15 protein-coding genes are annotated in these 16,260 nt (G+C 69.0%); 8 read left to right on the top strand and 7 right to left on the bottom strand.

What is annotated here, in order from left to right:
- The 7 genes from VLK61_RS09150 to VLK61_RS09180 all read left to right on the top strand — a co-directional run.
- A partial coding sequence (locus tag VLK61_RS09150; RefSeq protein ID WP_325420377.1) for an SDR family NAD(P)-dependent oxidoreductase occupies nt 1–577 on the top strand: 577 nt, incomplete at its 5' end.
- A 100-nt stretch (nt 578–677) separates the two neighbouring features.
- The gene (locus VLK61_RS09155; protein ID WP_325420379.1) at nt 678–2,168 is read left to right on the top strand and encodes an AMP-binding protein; all 1,491 of its coding nucleotides are present in this window, start codon (nt 678–680) and stop codon (nt 2,166–2,168) included.
- Nucleotides 2,158–3,234 (top strand): acyl-protein synthetase, encoded by a 1,077-nt coding sequence (locus VLK61_RS09160; RefSeq protein ID WP_325420381.1) that lies wholly within the window; start codon nt 2,158–2,160, stop codon nt 3,232–3,234. The genes VLK61_RS09155 and VLK61_RS09160 overlap by 11 nt, the downstream gene beginning before the upstream one ends.
- 4 nt (nt 3,235–3,238) lie before the next feature.
- Nucleotides 3,239–4,447: an acyl-CoA reductase gene (locus tag VLK61_RS09165; protein WP_325420383.1), complete on the top strand. Its 1,209-nt coding sequence runs from the start codon at nt 3,239–3,241 to the stop codon at nt 4,445–4,447.
- Between the two features lie 28 nt (nt 4,448–4,475).
- Nucleotides 4,476–5,525 (top strand): UDP-2,4-diacetamido-2,4,6-trideoxy-beta-L-altropyranose hydrolase, encoded by a 1,050-nt coding sequence (gene pseG, locus VLK61_RS09170; protein WP_325420385.1) that lies wholly within the window; start codon nt 4,476–4,478, stop codon nt 5,523–5,525.
- Between the two features lie 73 nt (nt 5,526–5,598).
- Nucleotides 5,599–5,970 carry a TA system antitoxin ParD family protein gene (locus VLK61_RS09175; protein ID WP_325420387.1) on the top strand — a complete coding sequence of 124 codons (372 nt, stop codon included), beginning with the start codon at nt 5,599–5,601 and terminating at the stop codon, nt 5,968–5,970.
- Between the two features lie 22 nt (nt 5,971–5,992).
- Nucleotides 5,993–6,799, top strand: coding sequence for a hypothetical protein (locus VLK61_RS09180; RefSeq protein ID WP_325420389.1), 807 nt, complete (start codon nt 5,993–5,995; stop codon nt 6,797–6,799).
- An 87-nt stretch (nt 6,800–6,886) separates the two neighbouring features.
- Here the strand turns inward: VLK61_RS09180 and VLK61_RS09185 are convergent, their stop codons facing one another.
- From VLK61_RS09185 to pseC, 5 genes are read right to left on the bottom strand one after another with little or no spacing between them, the layout of a single operon-like run.
- Nucleotides 6,887–7,432, bottom strand: coding sequence for a hypothetical protein (locus tag VLK61_RS09185; protein WP_325420391.1), 546 nt, complete (start codon nt 7,430–7,432; stop codon nt 6,887–6,889).
- A gap of 16 nt (nt 7,433–7,448) precedes the next feature.
- Nucleotides 7,449–8,735 (bottom strand): aminotransferase class III-fold pyridoxal phosphate-dependent enzyme, encoded by a 1,287-nt coding sequence (locus tag VLK61_RS09190; protein ID WP_325420393.1) that lies wholly within the window; start codon nt 8,733–8,735, stop codon nt 7,449–7,451.
- Between the two features lie 20 nt (nt 8,736–8,755).
- Complete coding sequence (locus tag VLK61_RS09195; protein WP_325420395.1) at nt 8,756–9,526, bottom strand: glycosyltransferase family protein; 771 nt, start codon at nt 9,524–9,526, stop codon at nt 8,756–8,758.
- Nucleotides 9,523–10,419: an aldo/keto reductase gene (locus VLK61_RS09200; protein ID WP_325420397.1), complete on the bottom strand. Its 897-nt coding sequence runs from the start codon at nt 10,417–10,419 to the stop codon at nt 9,523–9,525. Before VLK61_RS09200 ends, VLK61_RS09195 begins: the two co-directional genes overlap by 4 nt.
- On the bottom strand, nt 10,416–11,579 hold the full coding sequence (gene pseC / locus VLK61_RS09205) for a UDP-4-amino-4,6-dideoxy-N-acetyl-beta-L-altrosamine transaminase (RefSeq protein ID WP_325420399.1): 1,164 nt from the start codon (nt 11,577–11,579) through the stop codon (nt 10,416–10,418). The genes VLK61_RS09200 and pseC overlap by 4 nt, the downstream gene beginning before the upstream one ends.
- A 190-nt stretch (nt 11,580–11,769) precedes the next feature.
- Between pseC and VLK61_RS09210 the strand changes: the two genes are divergently transcribed.
- Complete coding sequence (locus tag VLK61_RS09210; protein WP_325420401.1) at nt 11,770–13,140, top strand: adenylate/guanylate cyclase domain-containing protein; 1,371 nt, start codon at nt 11,770–11,772, stop codon at nt 13,138–13,140.
- 18 nt (nt 13,141–13,158) lie between these two features.
- Here the strand turns inward: VLK61_RS09210 and pseB are convergent, their stop codons facing one another.
- Together pseB and VLK61_RS09220 are read right to left on the bottom strand one after the other, a co-directional pair.
- Nucleotides 13,159–14,169, bottom strand: a complete 1,011-nt coding sequence (pseB, locus tag VLK61_RS09215) for a UDP-N-acetylglucosamine 4,6-dehydratase (inverting) (RefSeq protein ID WP_325420402.1) — start codon at nt 14,167–14,169, stop codon at nt 13,159–13,161.
- A complete protein-coding gene (locus tag VLK61_RS09220; protein WP_325420403.1) occupies nt 14,163–15,929 on the bottom strand; it encodes a hypothetical protein in 1,767 nt (588 codons plus the stop codon). Before VLK61_RS09220 ends, pseB begins: the two co-directional genes overlap by 7 nt.
- Nucleotides 15,930–16,260 lie beyond the last annotated feature (331 nt).

The raw sequence follows: 16,260 nt of genomic DNA on the forward strand, positions 1-16,260 counted from the left end.
CGCCGTGGTCCAGCCCTGCGACGTGGCCGATGCCGCCTCGGTGCGCGAGCTGTTCCAGCGCGTTTTCAAGGATTTCAAGCGGCTGGACACCTTGGTGGCCAATGCCGGCGTGATGGACGACGCGCTGATCGGCATGGTCACGCCCGAACTGATCGAACGCGTGTTCTCCACCAACACCTACGGGCTGCTGCACTGTGCGCAGTACGCCAGCCGGCTGATGGCACGCTCCGGCGGCGGCAGCATCGTCGCGCTGAGTTCCATCGTCGGCCAGCGCGGCCACGCCGGCCAGTCGGTGTATGCCGGCAGCAAGGCCGCGGTGCTGGGCATCGTCGCCTCGCTGGCCAAGGAACTGGCGCCGCAGCGCATCCGCGTCAATGCGGTGGCGCCGGGCTTCATCGACACCGAACTCACCCGCCAGCTGCCCGCCACCCGGCGCGAGCAGGTGGTGGCCGGCATCGGCCTCGGCCGCGCCGGCACGCCGCAGGACGTGGCGGCCACCGTGCTGTACCTGGCCAGTGACCTGGCGCGTTATGTCACCGGCCAGGTCATCGGCGTCGATGGCGGCCTGCAGCTCTGAGGTGCCCGCGATGCTGGCCTGTCCCTCCGCCGACACCCGGCCCACGGCGCACGACAGCGCTGCGACGCCCCCCCCCTCTGCCGCCCTGCCAGCGCAAGCGATGCCGGCCGAACTGCCGTTCTGGCAGCTGGAACGCCACGCCGGCCGCGACGCCGTGACCACGGCCGACGGCCGCACGCTGAACTACACCGAACTGGCCGCGCAGGCCGATGCCGCGGCGGCCGATCTGCAGGCCGGCGAGGTCTTTGCGCTGTGCTGCGCCAACACGCCGGACACGCTGGCGCTGTACCTGGGCGCACTGCGCCGCCAGGCCGTGCCGCTGATGCTGGACAGCACGCTGGCGCCCGCCCAGCGCGGCGCCCTGCTGGCGGCCTACGGCATCACGCGGGTCTTCGATGGCGCCAGCGGCCAATGGCAGCGTGCGCCCGCGCCGCGGGCCGCGCCACGCGCCCACCCCGACCTGGGCCTGCTGCTGTCCACCTCCGGCAGCACCGCTTCGCCCAAACTCGTGCGCCTGGCGCGCCGCAACCTGGCCGCCAACGCAGCCAGCATCGTGCAGTACCTGGGGCTGACGGCCGACGAGGTGGCGATCACCACGCTGCCGATGCACTATTCCTACGGCCTGTCGATCGTCAACACCCACCTCGGCTGCGGCGCCCGCCTGGTGCTCACCGAGGCCTCGGTGGCGCAGGCCGAGTTCTGGCGGCTGATGCGCGAGCAGCAGGTCAGCAGCCTGTCCGGCGTGCCGACCTTGTGGCGGCTGCTGCGTCGGCTGCGCTTCGAGCGCATGTCCCTGCCCGCGCTGCGCACACTGACGCAGGCCGGCGGCCGGCTGGAGCCCGAAGAGATCGCCTGGCTGGCCGACAGTGCACGCAGCGCCGGGCGGCGCGTCTTCATCATGTACGGCCAGACCGAGGCCAGCGCCCGCATCGCCTACCTGCCGCCCGAACAGCTGGCCGGCAAGCTGGGCAGCATCGGCCTGGCGATCCCCGGCGGCCGGCTGCGCGTGCTGGATGCGCAAGGCCACGAGATCACAGAAGCCGGCGCCACTGGCCAGCTGGCCTACCGCGGCCCGAACGTGATGATGGGCTACGCCCAGGCGCCTGAGCACCTGGCGCAGGGCGCCGAACTCGACGAACTGCTCACCGGCGACCTCGGCCACCGCGACGCCGACGGCTGCTTCTGGGTCACCGGCCGGCTCAAGCGCTTCATCAAGGTCTTCGGCCACCGCGTCAGCCTGGACGACGTGGAACAGGGCTTGCGGGCCGAGGGCCTCGACGCCGGTGTCGTCGGCCGCGACGATCAGTTGATGGTCGCGCTGCCGGGTGCCACGCCCGAAGCCTGCGCGGCGCTGCAGGCCGCGCTGGCCACGCGCTACCGCTGGCTGCCGGCCGCCGTGGTGGTCGTCAGCCTGCCGGCGCTGCCGCTGGCCAGCAACGGCAAGCTGCAGTACGCTGAACTGCAGGCGCTGGTCGACGCGCAGCGGGTCACGCCGCTCGCCAAAGACATCGCAAAGAACGCCCCGGGAAGCGCCCCAGCAACCGCCATAGCAAGCGCCCCAGGAGACGCCGGAGCCGCCGATGCCCGATGAATCCTTTCTCGACTGGCCGGTCTACGAGCTGGGCCAGACCGACAAGCGCCGCCGGCTTGAGGCCGAACTCTCGGCGCTGACGGCCCACCACGCCGAACACTGCCCGCCCTATGCCCGGCTGCTGGCCGCGCGCGGTGTCTCGCCGCAGGGTCCGTTCACGCTGGAAAGCCTGCCCTGGCTGCCGGTGCAGCTGTTCAAGCACCGCCTGCTGTCCAGCGTGCCGCCGGACCAGGTGTTCAAGACCCTCACCTCCTCGGGCACCACCGGCCAGACGCCGTCGCGCATCACGCTCGACCGTATCACCGCGGCGCGGCAGACCACCGCACTGGCGCGCATCATGCAGCGCTTCGTCGGCCGCGCGCGGCTGCCGATGCTGATCATCGACCATGCCGGCGTGATCAAGGACCGCAAGAGCTTCTCGGCCCGCGGCGCCGGCATCCTGGGCCTGGCCAACCTGGGCCGCGAGCATGTGTATGCACTGCGCGAGGACATGTCGCTCGACCTCGAAGCGGTGCAGGCCTTTTGCGCCAGGCATGCCGGCGCGCCCAAGCTGCTGTTCGGCTTCACCTTCATGGTCTGGCAGCACTTCGTGCTGGCCCTCGAAGCGAGCGGCCAGGCGCTGGACCTTTCCGGCGCGCTGCTGGTGCACAGCGGCGGCTGGAAGAAGCTGCTGGACATCGCCGTCGACAACGCGCAGTTCAAGGCCCGCGTGCGCCAGGTGGCCGGTGATGTGCGCGTGCACAACTTCTACGGCATGGTCGAGCAGGTGGGTTCGGTCTTCGTCGAATGCGAAGCCGGCCATCTGCACACCCCTGCCTTCGCCGATGTGCTGGTGCGCGACCCGCAGAGCTGGCAGGTGCTGCCCGCCGGCCAGGCCGGCGTGGTGCAGGTGCTGTCCTGCCTGCCCGGCAGCTACCCCGGCCACAGCCTGCTGACCGAAGACCTGGGCACGCTGCTCGGCGAGGACGATTGCCCCTGCGGACGCCTGGGCCGCCACTTCCACATCCACGGCCGCCTGCCGCGCGCCGAGCTGCGCGGCTGCAGCGACACCCAGCCGGGGAGCTGAGACCATGAACGAGCCCCTCGTGCTGCTGCCGGCCGGCGGCGATATCGACACACTGCGCCACACGCCCGACCTGCGGCCCTTCGATGCGCCGCAGATCGAGTTCGCCGCCGCGCTGTCGCGCGCGCTGACCACTTCCCCCACCGCGCGCCAGCACCCCGAGCTGATGGCGCTGGGCTTCTGGCTGCGCCCGGCGCACCTGAAGAAGCTGATCGACGAGCTGCTCTCGGCCAGTGCCGATGCGGTGCAGATGCCGCGCGGCCTGTGCCTGCACATCGCGCCGGGCAATGTCGACACGATCTTCGTCTACTCCTGGATGCTGTCGCTGCTGTGCGGCAACCGCAGCATCGTGCGCCTGTCCTCGCGTGAAAGCGCACAGACCCACGCGCTGCTCGCCACGCTGAGTGATCTGTTCGCCGAGCCGGCCTGGGCGCCTGTCGCGCAACGTGTGCTGTTCCTGCGCTACGGCCACGACGAGGCCATCACCCGCCGCCTGTCGGCCGATTGCGACATGCGCATCATCTGGGGCGGCGACACGGCGGTGAACGCGGTGCGCGCCAGCCCGCTGCCGCCGCATGCCACCGAGCTGTGTTTCCCGGACAAGTTCTCGATGAGCGTGCTGCGCGCTTCGGCCGTGCGCGAACTCGACGGCACGGCGCTGGCCCAGCTGGCCAAGGCGCTGTGCAACGACGCCTACACCTTCGGCCAGATGGCCTGCTCGTCGCCGCGCCTGGTGCTGTGGCTGGGCAACGAAGCCGACACGCAAGCGGCCCGCACGATGTTGTGGCCGGCGGTGGAAGCCCGCGTGCCGCAGATGGCGCATGGCCTGGGTGCGGCAGAAGCCATGAACAAGGCCATCAGCGCCGACCTGCTGGCACTCGACGCCGACGTGCACTTCGAACCCGGCGACCCGCTGGTGCAGCGCATCTGGCTCGACGTGCCGGCGGTGCATGCCGGGCTGCATTGCGGCGGTGGCCTGTTCCACGAATCGCGCATAACCCAGCTCGACGACCTGCTGCCCTTGCTCAGCCGCCGCGTGCAGACCGTCTCCGAATTCGGTTTCAGCCGCCAGGAACTGGAGCAGTGGGCCCGCCAGGCCGGGCCGCGCGGCATCGACCGCGTCGTGCCGGTGGGCCAGGCGCTGGACTTCGCGCCGGTCTGGGACGGCGTGAACCTGTGGCGCGCCTTCCTGCGCGAGATTCACATCCGCTGCTGAGGCAGCACAAGCCTTCAAGGAACCGGCCATGCCCACCGCCGTGATCCGCGCCGACGCTTCCGCCACCCTCGGCCACGGCCATGTGATGCGCTGCCTGGCCCTGGCCACCGCGCTGCGCGACCAGGGTATCGAGGTGCAGTTCCTGCTGCGCCGCCTGCCCGGCGACGCGGTACCGGCGATCGAGCAGGCCGGCTTCGGCTGGCACCGCCTGCCGATGTCGGCCAGCACCGAGGAGGCCGATGCCCAGGCCTGCGCCGAGCACCTGTACGGCCATGGCGACGCCGACCTGCTGGTGCTGGACCACTACCAGCGCGGCGCCGCCTGGGTCGAACGCCTGCGTTCGCATGCCCGGCGCGTGCTGGTCATCGACGACCTGGCCGACCGCCCGCTGGCCGGCGACCTGCTGCTCGACCAGAACTGGCATGACGCACCGGACGAACGTTATGCGCCTGTCTGGCCCGCAGGGGCTGCCTCATTGTTCGGCCCGGCGCATGCCTTGCTGCGCAGCGAGTTCGCCGCGGCCCGCGCCACGCAGGCCCCGCGCAGCGGTGCGCTGCAGCGCGTGGTCATCGCCTTCGGCGGCAGCGACCCGCTGAACGCCACCGAAGCCTGCCTGTCGCTGCTACATGCCGAACTGCCCATGCTGGGCTTCGACGTCATCGTCGGCAGCGGCTCGCCGCATGCCGGCGCGATCCTATCGCGCTGGAACGAAACGCCGGGCGTCGAAGTCACCGTCGGCGCCGGCGACATCGCCCGCCGCTTCGCCGCCGCCGACCTGTTCATCGGCGCCGGCGGCTCGATGACCTGGGAACGCGCCTGCCTGGGCCTGCCCGGCATCACCTTGCCGATTGCCGCAAACCAGCAGCCCTTGTGCGCACGGCTGGCGGCGGCCGGCGAAGGCATCGACCTGCAGATGTTCGGCGCCGAGGCGCTGCGCCGGCTCGTGCCGGCCGTCCAGGCACTGATGGCCGACGAAGCGCGCGTCAAGGCCATGGGCGAACGGCTGGCCCGGCGCTGTGATGGGCTGGGTGTGAAGCGTGTGGCCGCGGCGGCGCTGGAGCACGCGCTGGCCGGCTGAGCATCGCCTGGTACCGGCGCGCCGGCAACCCATCGGCATGAAGGGCAGCTCGCGTGGTAAATTGCCACACACCATGAGCAGCAACTCTTTGCGCATATCGTCCGACCTGTTCGAACAGGCGCTGGCGCACGGCCAGCTGATGTCGCGTTCGGCCGCCCAGCAGCTCGAACATTGGGCACGCCTCGGCGCCGCCGCCGAGGCCAGTGGCTTGACCGTGCCGCAACTGCAGGCACTGCTCAAGGGCGAACTGACAGGTCACGCAGTTCGAGCCCAAGCCGAAGCTTCGGTGGCAAGCGCACCCGAAGCCCAACTGCGCGCGCACAAGCGAGCGCAGCAGCAGCGCGACATTGCCAGCATTGCCGCCGGGCACTCGAGCAATGAAGCGATGAGCTGGTTCTCGGCCAGCCGCGCGCGGCGCGCCAAGGCCATCAACTCGCCGCTGTAAGCCACTGCGTGCCGGGAGATACATGGCCACTCGCAAGCCGGCACCCACGCAACCCCAACTACCGCCCGGTGAGGCCCCGCTGGACACGGCGACGCTGGACAGCTTTCTGCGCAGCATGGGGACCGAGATGGTGCTGGTGGGCGGGCAGGCCCTCGCGTTCTGGATGAACCGCTATGGCATCGAAGCTCATGGCGCCGCCATCTCCAATGACGGCGACGTGCTGGGCAAGATCGACCGCGCGAGACTCATCGCAAAAGAGATGCGCGCTGCCTTGATCGAACCGGACCATCGCGCATTGACTTCCTTGGTCGCGCAGATGCGCGTGCCGGTCGGTCGCCAGGGCCTTGTGCGCAACATCGACGTGCTGCACTTGCTTTACACCGTGAGCGGGCTGCGCAAGTCGGCCGAATTCACGGCTGCCGTCTGGCGTGACAGTGTCGAGATCGAATGGAAACCAGGGCATCGCATTCGGGTGATGCATCCGCTGCATGTGCTCGACTCACGCGTTCAAAACGCCGTGGGCCTGCTGGACGACAAGGGCCCGCATGTGCTGACTCAAGCCGGCTGGGCGATCGAGATGGCACGTGCCGCAATCGTGCGTGTGTTGAACCAAGCGGACGAGGACACACGCCTGGGCGCCATGCTGAAGCAAGTTCACGGGTTGGCAGGCAGCCGCGCCGGTCGGCAATTGTTGAGGGAGCATGGCCTGGAGGTGCTTCACGCCGTGCCGATCGCCGAGATTCGACGCAAATCGCCCCAGCAAGAACCACAGCTGCGGGCGATCGAGCGCCTGGCAGCAAAGCGTGCGAGCCCATCGCAGCAGGACTGAACCCGTGGTCCGCCATCCGGGTACTCGAAGCGTTGGCGCCAGCGACGGACATCGGCGCCGCCGAAATGAGGCCGGCGCAGCGGTGACCTACGGAAACTCGCGGTACAGCCGCACGACTTCCAGCGACTCCTCACCGCGCTGGCGCTGGTAACGGTCGATCTCGAGGAAGCGGTGGCGCTTGTGCAGCGCCAGCACCGCGGCATTGAAGGCGAAGACTTCGCAGTCCACACGCGCTGCACGCAGTTCGTGCTGCGCCAGCAGCAAGGATTGCTGCTCCATGCCGCTCCAGGCGCGCAACTGCTGCATCGGCTGGGTGAAGGCGTCGGGGTCGAGGTAGAAACCCCAGAACCAGGTGCCGGGTTCTTCGAGGCTGCGCGTGAAGGTGACGACGCCACAGTCCAGCCCCGCGTGCACGACGATCAGCAACCGGTGGCGGGGCGAAGCCTGCACCCGGTTCCACCAGGCACCATGCTCGTCGGGCCCGATCAGGTGGTCGGTGAACATCACCCGCCGCACGGCAGGGTGGTTGCGCCAGCCCAGCACCACCGGCGCATCTGCATCGACGGCCAGGCGCAGTGTGGTGATCGGCGGCGCGATCGCAGCCGATGCAGATGCCACGGCGGTATCGGTCATCGCGGCAGGGCTGCGCTCAGCGCACTTTGAACAAGGGAACCAGCGGCTCGCAGCGCAGCTGCTGGCGCAGCGTGCCCGCATCCAGCGCCTGGCCGATGAGCGGCAGCACTTCGCGGTACATCTGCAGCAGCGCCTGGATGTCGGCGTCGCTGTGGGCATAACTCAGGTTGTGAGCGCCCAGGCACAGGATGCCGCGCTGGTGCTGTTCCTGCATCAGCAGCGTCTTGATCTCGAACACCGTCGCGCCGCGCGCGTCCCTGATGTTCAGGAAGGTCCAGGTCGGATGGCCGCTGACGCTGAACACGTCCTCGAGCTGGTGCTCGGCGATGAGCTGCTTCAGGCCGGCCTGGATGGTCTGGCCGTGATGCGTCAGGCGGTTGATCACCGGCTGGCTCTTCAGCTTGCTCAGCGTGGCCTTGGCCGCTGCCAGCGACAGCGCCTCGCCGCCGAAGGTGAAGGAGAAGAACACTTCCTCCATCATCTTCATCACGTCGGCGCGGCCGGCGATGGCCGACACCGGGTAGCCGTTGGCCAGGCCCTTGCCGAAGGTGGCGAGGTCCGGCGTTACGCCGAACCAGGCCTGTGCACCGCCGTTGGCGAAGCGGAAGCCGGTGATGGTTTCGTCGAAGATCAGCAGCGCGCCCTGCTGATGCGCCAGGTCCTTGACGGCCTGCAGGAAGCCCGGCGCCGGCTCGGTGCCGCCCATCGGTTCCATGATCACGCCGGCGATCTGGCCGGGGTGCTTGTCGAACAAGGCCTGCAGCGAGGCCAGGTCGTTGTAGGCGAAGGGATGCGTCAGCTCGCGGGTGGAGACCGGCACGCCGCGGTTGCGCGCGGTGGTGCCGATGTACCAGTCCTGCCAGCCGTGGTAGCCGCATTGCGCGATGTGCTCGCGGTTGGTGAAGGCGCGGGCGATGCGCACCGCGCCGGCGGTGGCGTCGGAGCCGTTCTTGCCGAAGCGGACCATCTCGGCGCAGGGCACCATCTCGCAGATCAGCTCGGCCACCTCGCACTCCAGGCGGTGCGGCAGCGAGAAGATCACGCCGTCCTGCAGCTGTGCGGCTACCGCGGCGCTGACGTCGGGATCGTTGTAGCCCAGCGTGATCGAGGCCAGGCTGTTGATGAAATCGATGTACTCGTTGCCGTCCATGTCCCACACGCGGGAGCCCTGGCCACGCTCGATGAAGTACGGCGACACGCCATACGGGTACTGCGTGCGGCTCTTGCTGAAGGTCTGGCTGCCCAGCGGGATCACCCGCTCGGCGCGCTGCAGGAAGGCCTGCGATTTGTCGAAGCTGCGCATCATCGTTCCTTGATATTCGTTCAGGTCGCCACCATGGCGTCCTGCTGAAGACTTTTCAGATAACCCTCGTTGCGCTGGTGCAGGTTGGCTTGCAGCAGCTGCGGCCGGGCATCGAGCACACGCAGGAAGTCGAACAGGTCGGCCTGCAGCGCTGCTTGGGCGCCGAGGGCGTCGACGAGTTCGCGCACCACCGTCAGGTCGTCGGCATGGTCGACGGTCCAGCGCAGCGCCGACAGGTCCACCGCGCCGCGCAGGCTGCCGCGGCGCATCTGTGCCTGCGGCGAGCGCATGTAGGGCGTGACGTGCTCGCGTTCGCTGGGCAGCTGCGCCTCGGCCTGCGTGCGTTGCAGCGCGGCCAGCGTGAAGGCTTCGACATCCAGTCCGTCCGGGTACATCGCCGGCTCGCCGTTGGTCACGTAGTCGAGTTGGTGGTCACGCAGGTGGTTCACCGCGCGGTCGATCAGCGCCGGGTCGATCAGCGGGCAGTCGCCCGTCAGGCGCACCAGCACATCGGCGTTGCGGCCTTGCGCGGCACCGGCAAAGCGAGCCAGCACGTCGTTCAGGCTGCCGCGGTAGACGGCGAAACCCATCGCGACCACGGCTTCGGCCAGCGCATCGTCGCTGGCATCGGTGCTGGTGGCCAGCACGATGTCGTCGACCGCCTTGGCGCGGCGAACGCGTTCGAGCATGAAGCCGATCAGCGGCCGGCCGCCCAGCGGCAGCAGCACCTTGCCCGGCAAGCGGGTGCTGGACATGCGGGCCTGGACGATGGCCAGGGTGCGCGTGCTCATGCGGCCTTCTTCCACACCCGGGGGTCGATGATCGCGGGGTCGTCGGTGGCGAGTTCGGGCAGCGCCAGCGGCCGGGCTTGTTGCCAGGCGGCGGCGATCTGCTCGAGCTGCGCCACGCTTTCGACGCCGACCACGCAGTAGCGCACACCAGGCAAAGCCTTGACCGCGCCGAGCGCGGCGGTCAGCGGCGACAGATCCTGCTGTTCGCAGTGGTGCTGCCATTGCCGCAAGGCGCTGGCAGCGGCGGGCAGGCGTTGCCCGCCCTGCTCAGCCGGCGCCAGCAGCAGGCCTTGCAGGAAGGCCGAGCGCAGATGCAGTTCGATGCCCGGGAAGCTGAAGCCGTTCAGCCGCTGGTCCAGCGCATTGCCGGGCAGCTGGGCCAGGGCCACCGGGAAGCGCTCGGCCACGGCCTGCAATTGCTGGGGGCCGTAGCACGAGACGCCGAGCCGCAGGCCGCCGGCTGTCGTGAAGCGCGCAGCTTCCTTCCACAGTGCTTCGCCCAGCGGGCCCAGCAGGTCGTCGGCACTGTGGAACAGCACCGAGCCCAGCATCGATCCCAGCCGGGTCTGCGAAGCCGTGAGCGCCTTGCGCACGAAGGCCGCCGCCGCGGGCGCTTCGGCGCCCTTCCACAGCGGCGGGATCTTGCTGATCGCGCTGAACGCGTTCGCACCGGACAGGCCGGCCAGGCGTTGTTCGATGTCGCCGTAGGCCGCGGCGGTGTCCAGCACGCGAATGCCCAGAGCGGCCGCGCGATCGAGGATGCGCCGAACCTCGGCATCACCCACCGGCTGGCCGCTGCCCACCACGCCGTAGGCCAGGCCGAACTGCACCGTGCCCAGCGCCAGGTCGATGCCTGTCGTGGTCGTGGTCGTGCTCGTGTTCTGGGTGATCATGCCCTCACCGCCTTGGCCAGCGTGGCCACCACATGGTCCTGCTCGGCAGTCGTCATGTCCGGGAACAGCGGCAGCGAGATCGCGCCGGCGTAGTAGGCCTCGGCCGCGGGAAAGTCGCCGCGCTGGAAGCCCAGGCGCTGGTAGTGCGGCTGGGTGTGAATCGGGATGTAGTGCACGTTGACGCCGATCTGCGCGTCGCGCAGCGCCTGGAATACGTCACGGCGCGAGGCCGTGGTGCGCTGCTCGTCGACCTCGATCACGTACAGGTGCCAGGCCGACAGCCGATCGGCCCCACGCGCCGGGCGCTTGACCGGCAGGCCGGCGAGCAGGCCGTCATAACGTTCCGCCAGAGCGGCCCGCTGCGCATGCATCTGCGGCAGGCGCTTGAGCTGCGAGCTGCCGAGCGCGGCCTGCAACTCGGTCATGCGCATGTTGTGGCCCAGCAGCTGCTGTTCGTAGACCCAGGGGCCTTCGGGCTCGTGGTCCATCTGCGCGCGTTCGCGGGTCATGCCGTGCGATCGCAGCAGGCGCAGGCGTTCGGCGACATCGGCGTTCTGCGTCGTGACCAGGCCGCCTTCGGCCGTGGTGACGATCTTCACCGCATGGAAGCTGAACACGCTGGCATCGGCCCAGGCGCTGCCCACCGGCCGGCCGAGGTACGTCGCGCCGGTGGCGTGCGAGGCGTCTTCGAGGATGCGGAAGCCGTAGCGGTCGGCCAGCGTGCGCATCTCGCGCAGGTCAGCCGGCAGGCCGGCGAAGTCCACCGGGATCAGCAGCTGCGGCAGCGTGCCGTCGCGCTCGGCCTTCGTCAGCTTGATCGCCAGCTCACCGACCGACAGGTTGCGCGTGGCCGGGTCGATGTCGACGAAGTCCACCGTCGCGCCGCAGTACAGCGCGCAGTTGGCCGAGGCCAGGAAACTGTTCGGCGTGGTCCACACCCGTGAGCCGGGACCGACGCCCAGCGCAAGGCAGGCCAGGTGCAGGCCGGCGGTGGCGTTGCTCACCGCGACCGCATGGGCCACACGATGCAGCGCGGCGAAGCTGGCCTCGAAGCGCGGCACTTCGGCGCCTTGCGTCAGGAACTCCGAACGCAGCACGGCGGTCACCGCGGCGATGTCGCCTTCGGTGATGCTCTGCCGGCTGTAGGGGATGAAAGCCATCTCAATGTGCTCCAGGGGCGGTTCGCATCCATCCGGCAACATCGTTCGTGCAGCCGCGGCAGATACAGAGCCGTACTGCCAATGATCCCGCAGCAGCGGAACCGCAATGGCGCGAATAGCGCGGCTTTGCCGGTCTTGATGCGCTGCAGGGCAGACCGGCCGGCGCTTGCAGGATGGGTGCCAGCGTGCCATGCTGACCAACGCCGCGGCCCCCACCATGGAACCCGATCCGGTCACCCACTACGCCAAGAGCGGTGATGTGCACATCGCCTACCAGATCATTGGGCAAGGCCCGATCGACCTGGTGCTTGTTCCGGGCTGGGTGTCGAACATAGAGTGCTTCTGGGAGTACCCGCCCTGCGCCAGCTTCCTGCGTTCGCTGGCCTCGTTCACGCGCCTGATCATCTTCGACAAGCGCGGCACCGGGCTGTCGGACCGAACGATCCACATGCCGACCCTCGAGACACGCATGGACGATCTTCGCGCCGTGCTCGCCGCGGCCGATTCACCCCGGGCGGTGCTCTGCGGGTATTCCGAGGGGGGCCCGATGTGCGCGCTGTTCGCTGCCACCTTTCCAGCACGCACCGCCGGACTGATCATGTTGGGCGCCTATGCCGCTCGCGCGTGGCGCAGCGACGCGCCCTGGGGTCGAACGTCACAGGAGATGGAACAGATCAACCGGCTCTGCGAGGCGGAATGGGGGGCACCCCTCATCATCGACCGCGTCATGCCCAGCGTGTGCAATGACGAGACCGCGCGCCATTGGTGGGGCCGGTACCTGAGGATGAGTGCCAGCCCGGCCGGGGTGGTGGCCTTGAACTCGATGAACTTCGAAATCGACGTGCGCCCCGTGCTGGCCTCGGTACAGTCACCGGTGCTCGTGATGCATGCGCAGGGTGACCGGATGGTCGACGTTCGATTCGGGCGAGAACTCGCGACATTGATCCCAGGCGCGCGCTACGTCGAGATGGCGGGAGACGACCATGTGCCGTGGCTGACCCATGCCCCGCTGATCCTGCGCGAAATCGCGGCTTTCATCGCCACGATTGGGGAGCAGCGCGAACCTGATCGCGTGTTGGCGACCGTGCTGTTCAGCGACATTGTCCATTCCACCGAACGCGCCATCGAGTTGGGAGATCGCGCCTGGCGCGAGTTGCTCGGCCGCCACCATCAACTCGTCCGTCTGGCGCTGCAGCGCCACAAGGGTCGTGAGGTCGACACCGCTGGCGACGGATTCTTTGCCACGTTCGACGGCCCGGCGCGGGCGATTCGCTGTGGCGTGGCCATTGTCGAAGGACTTCAATCCATCGGCGTCGAGGCGCGCATCGGCGTTCACACCGGCGAGTGCGAGACGCTCGGCGGCAAGGTTGCCGGCATCGCAGTCCATATCGGGGCTCGTGTGGCCGCAGCCGCCGCGCCGGGTGAGGTCCTGGTGTCGAGCACGGTCAAGGACCTGGTCGCCGGCTCCGGTCTGCTGTTCAAGGACCGTGGCGCCTGCCTCCTGAAGGGTCTGCCCGACAAGTGGCAGCTCTACGCGGTGGGCGTGGACTCGGCCCGATAGGGACGCGGGTTCGGAGGTTCAGTGTTGGTGACGTGAGTCGACTTCAAGCGAGATCATGTCGCGCAGCTGAGGCACCGACAGGAAATCGGTGTTGCTGCCGCTGTCGTAGCTGAAGCCGGGCTGCACGCGGCTGGCGTTCATGCGCACGCAGTAATCGTCCACCGAGTAGGCGCCGCCGCTGGGCAGGATGGCGTAGTAGCCACCCAGGTCCACGGTGTTCGGGCTGTCGCTGGCGGTGATCATCTCTTCGTGGATCTTCTCGCCGGGGCGGATGCCGACCACCTTCTGCTCGGCCTCCGGCGCCACGGCGCTGGCCACGTCGGTGATGCGGTAGGACGGGATCTTGGGCACCAGGATCTCGCCGCCCCAGGCGTTTTCCAGCGACCACAGCACCATGTCCACCCCCTCTTGCAAGGAGATGTTGAAGCGCGTCATCTGCGGGTCGGTGATCGGCAGCACGCCGGAAGCGCGCTTGTCGACGAAGAACGGGATCACCGAGCCGCGGCTGCCCATCACGTTGCCGTAGCGCACCACCGAGAAGCGCAGGTCGCGGCTGCCCTTGATGTTGTTGGCGGCGACGAAGAGCTTGTCCGAGCACAGCTTGGTGGCGCCGTACAGGTTGATCGGCGCGGCGGCCTTGTCGGTGGACAGCGCGACGACGCGCTTGACCTGCGTGTCCAGGCAGGCTTCGATCAGGTTCTGCGCGCCCAGCACATTGGTCTTGATGCACTCGAAGGGGTTGTACTCGGCGGCCGGCACCTGCTTCAGCGCGGCGGCATGCACGACGATGTCCACGCCTTCCAGCGCGCGTGTCAGGCGGGCCTGGTCGCGGATGTCGCCGATGAAGAAGCGCAGCTGCGGGTACTTGCTGGCCGGCAGTTGCTGCGCCATGTCGAACTGCTTGAGCTCGTCGCGCGAATAGATCACCAGGCGCTTGACGTTGGGGTAGCGCGCCAGCACGGTGTGCACGAAGGCCTTGCCGAAGGAGCCGGTGCCACCGGTGATCAGGACGGACTTGTTGTTCAGCATGGGACGAGGCTCCTAGAGTCGGATGAGGCCGGGAAAAAAGTGTCGTGGCCGCCCGCCAGGCGGTGGGCGTAGGCAGCGGCTTGCGCCTGCTGCAAGCGCAGGTACTCGGCCGGCTCCGCCAGCAGGCGGTCGACCAGCGCCAGCAGCGCGTCGGTGTGGAAGGACTGGACCAGCCGGTCGTGCAGGAACGGCGCCTGCGGTGCCAGCTGGGTGGGCCAGTCCTCGTCGCTGACATGCAGCACCAGGCTGCCGGTGTCGAGGAAGTTGATGGTGCCGGTGGTCAGCTCGCCATGGGCCAGGCAGAGGTCGCATTCCTGCGCCACCTGCTCGATGGGCAGCTGCGTGCAGCGCATGAAGTACGCGGCCGGCTCGCCCAAAGCGCCAGCCACCACGTTCAGCGCCGGCGTGCTGGGCTTCAGGCGCACGCTCAGCTCCAGGTCATGCGCCACGGCGCGGGCGCGCAGGCCCTTGAACAGGGTCATCAGGCCGAACAGGTCGATGCGGTAGTGGCCGTCGGCGAACATCGTGTTCACCAGGATGCACAGGCGCTTGAGCTGCTGGCGCGGCTGCGGCTGCTGGTGCGGCTGCGGCGGGTTGCGGTAGCGCACCGAGCGCGTGGCCACCGGCTGGCCCAGCATGGTCAGCACATGGGTGCCGAAACCCACACGCTCGATGGCGGTGACGCGCCGCCCATGCGGCAGCGCCGAATTGGTGTAGCCCGAATGCGGCAGCACGGTGATCTCGCTGCCCAGCGTGTCGGCCAGCGAGAACAGCGGGCCGAGGTAGCCGTTGTCGTGATCGGCCACCACCACATGCGGCTGGCGGCCCTTCAGCGCACGCAGCAGGCCGAAGTAGCTGACGGCCTGCAGGTAGGCGCGCTGGGCCAAGGTGTCGGCCTGCAGTTCCAGCGCGGCGCGCGCGGGGATCAGGTCGGCCAGCTGCTGCAGCAAGACCTGGCGCGCGCGCTCGCGGTAGAGCGCGCAGCGCGGGTCGATCCACTGCGGGTCGGTGTCGGCCAGCATCTTCAGCAGCATGCGCGGGCGGCGCACCGGCACGTCGCAGTAGACGCTGGGCAGATCGATGTTGTGCGTGAAGCGCGCGGCCACGGCTTCGCCGAAGGCCTTGACGTCGTAGAAGCAGGTCGCCAGGTGGGTCAGCGCCTCGGCGCGACCTTCGGCGGCGGCCTGGGCGATGCCGTCGAAATCGAAGCAGGCCTGCAGCAGCAGCGGATTCCAGAAGCGGCCGGCCTCGTAGCGGTCGACGATGCTCCAGCGCCTGGCGTTGGCGGCAAACACCTCCACCGGCGCCATCGAGTCGAAATTGAACAGCACCGGGTTGTCCGGCCGCAGCAGGCCCAGGCGCTGTTCGGGGAAGTCGGCTTCCACCAGCGGGCGCAGGGCCAGCGCGGTGAGCATCACATGCAGCGACAGGTACAGCGCATTGCGGTCCCAGCCCTGGAACAGGCCCGGGCCGAACAGGCGTTCACGTTCGTTCGTCAGCAGCAGATCGATCAGCGTGACGCGCGCGGTGGTCTCGGTGTAGACGCGGGCCGGCATGTCGCGCGGCACGTTCAGGCGGCGCAGCTGGTACTCGCCCAATCCGGCCTGGATCACGCTGTCCATGATGCCGGGGTCGATGCACAGCAGCGGCAGGCCGGCGAAGCGCTCGCGCTGCGCGGCGATGTGGGCCACGTCGCTGCGCTGCAGCACCAGCAGGCCGTCGATGGGCATACCGGTGGCTGAACTCGTCGGCCCGCTCATCGCACGGCTCCAGCCGCGGCCGCGTTCAACGGTCGTGACAGTCGCGAAGGGCGTGACGGGAGGCAGTTCGGGCGCATGGTCATCGGACGATTCCTAGGCCATCAGTAGACGCCGGGACGATGCCGGCTAATCACCCGAAAACCGGGCCTATTTCGGCCTCAAATTGGCGCTCCGGCGGCCGGGGGGTCGACGGACGGGCAGGCACAATCGCCGCCACCGATCGTCGCCGCAGGGGGTCTTGCATGAGCTTTAGTGAACGCCAACACGCGCTGGGCTACATCTGCGCCGACCCCACGCCCTCGCCCGAGGAACTGTCGGCGTTCTACGCCGA

The organism is Aquabacterium sp., from assembly GCF_035476535.1.
Taxonomy (GTDB): domain Bacteria; phylum Pseudomonadota; class Gammaproteobacteria; order Burkholderiales; family Burkholderiaceae_C; genus Pseudaquabacterium.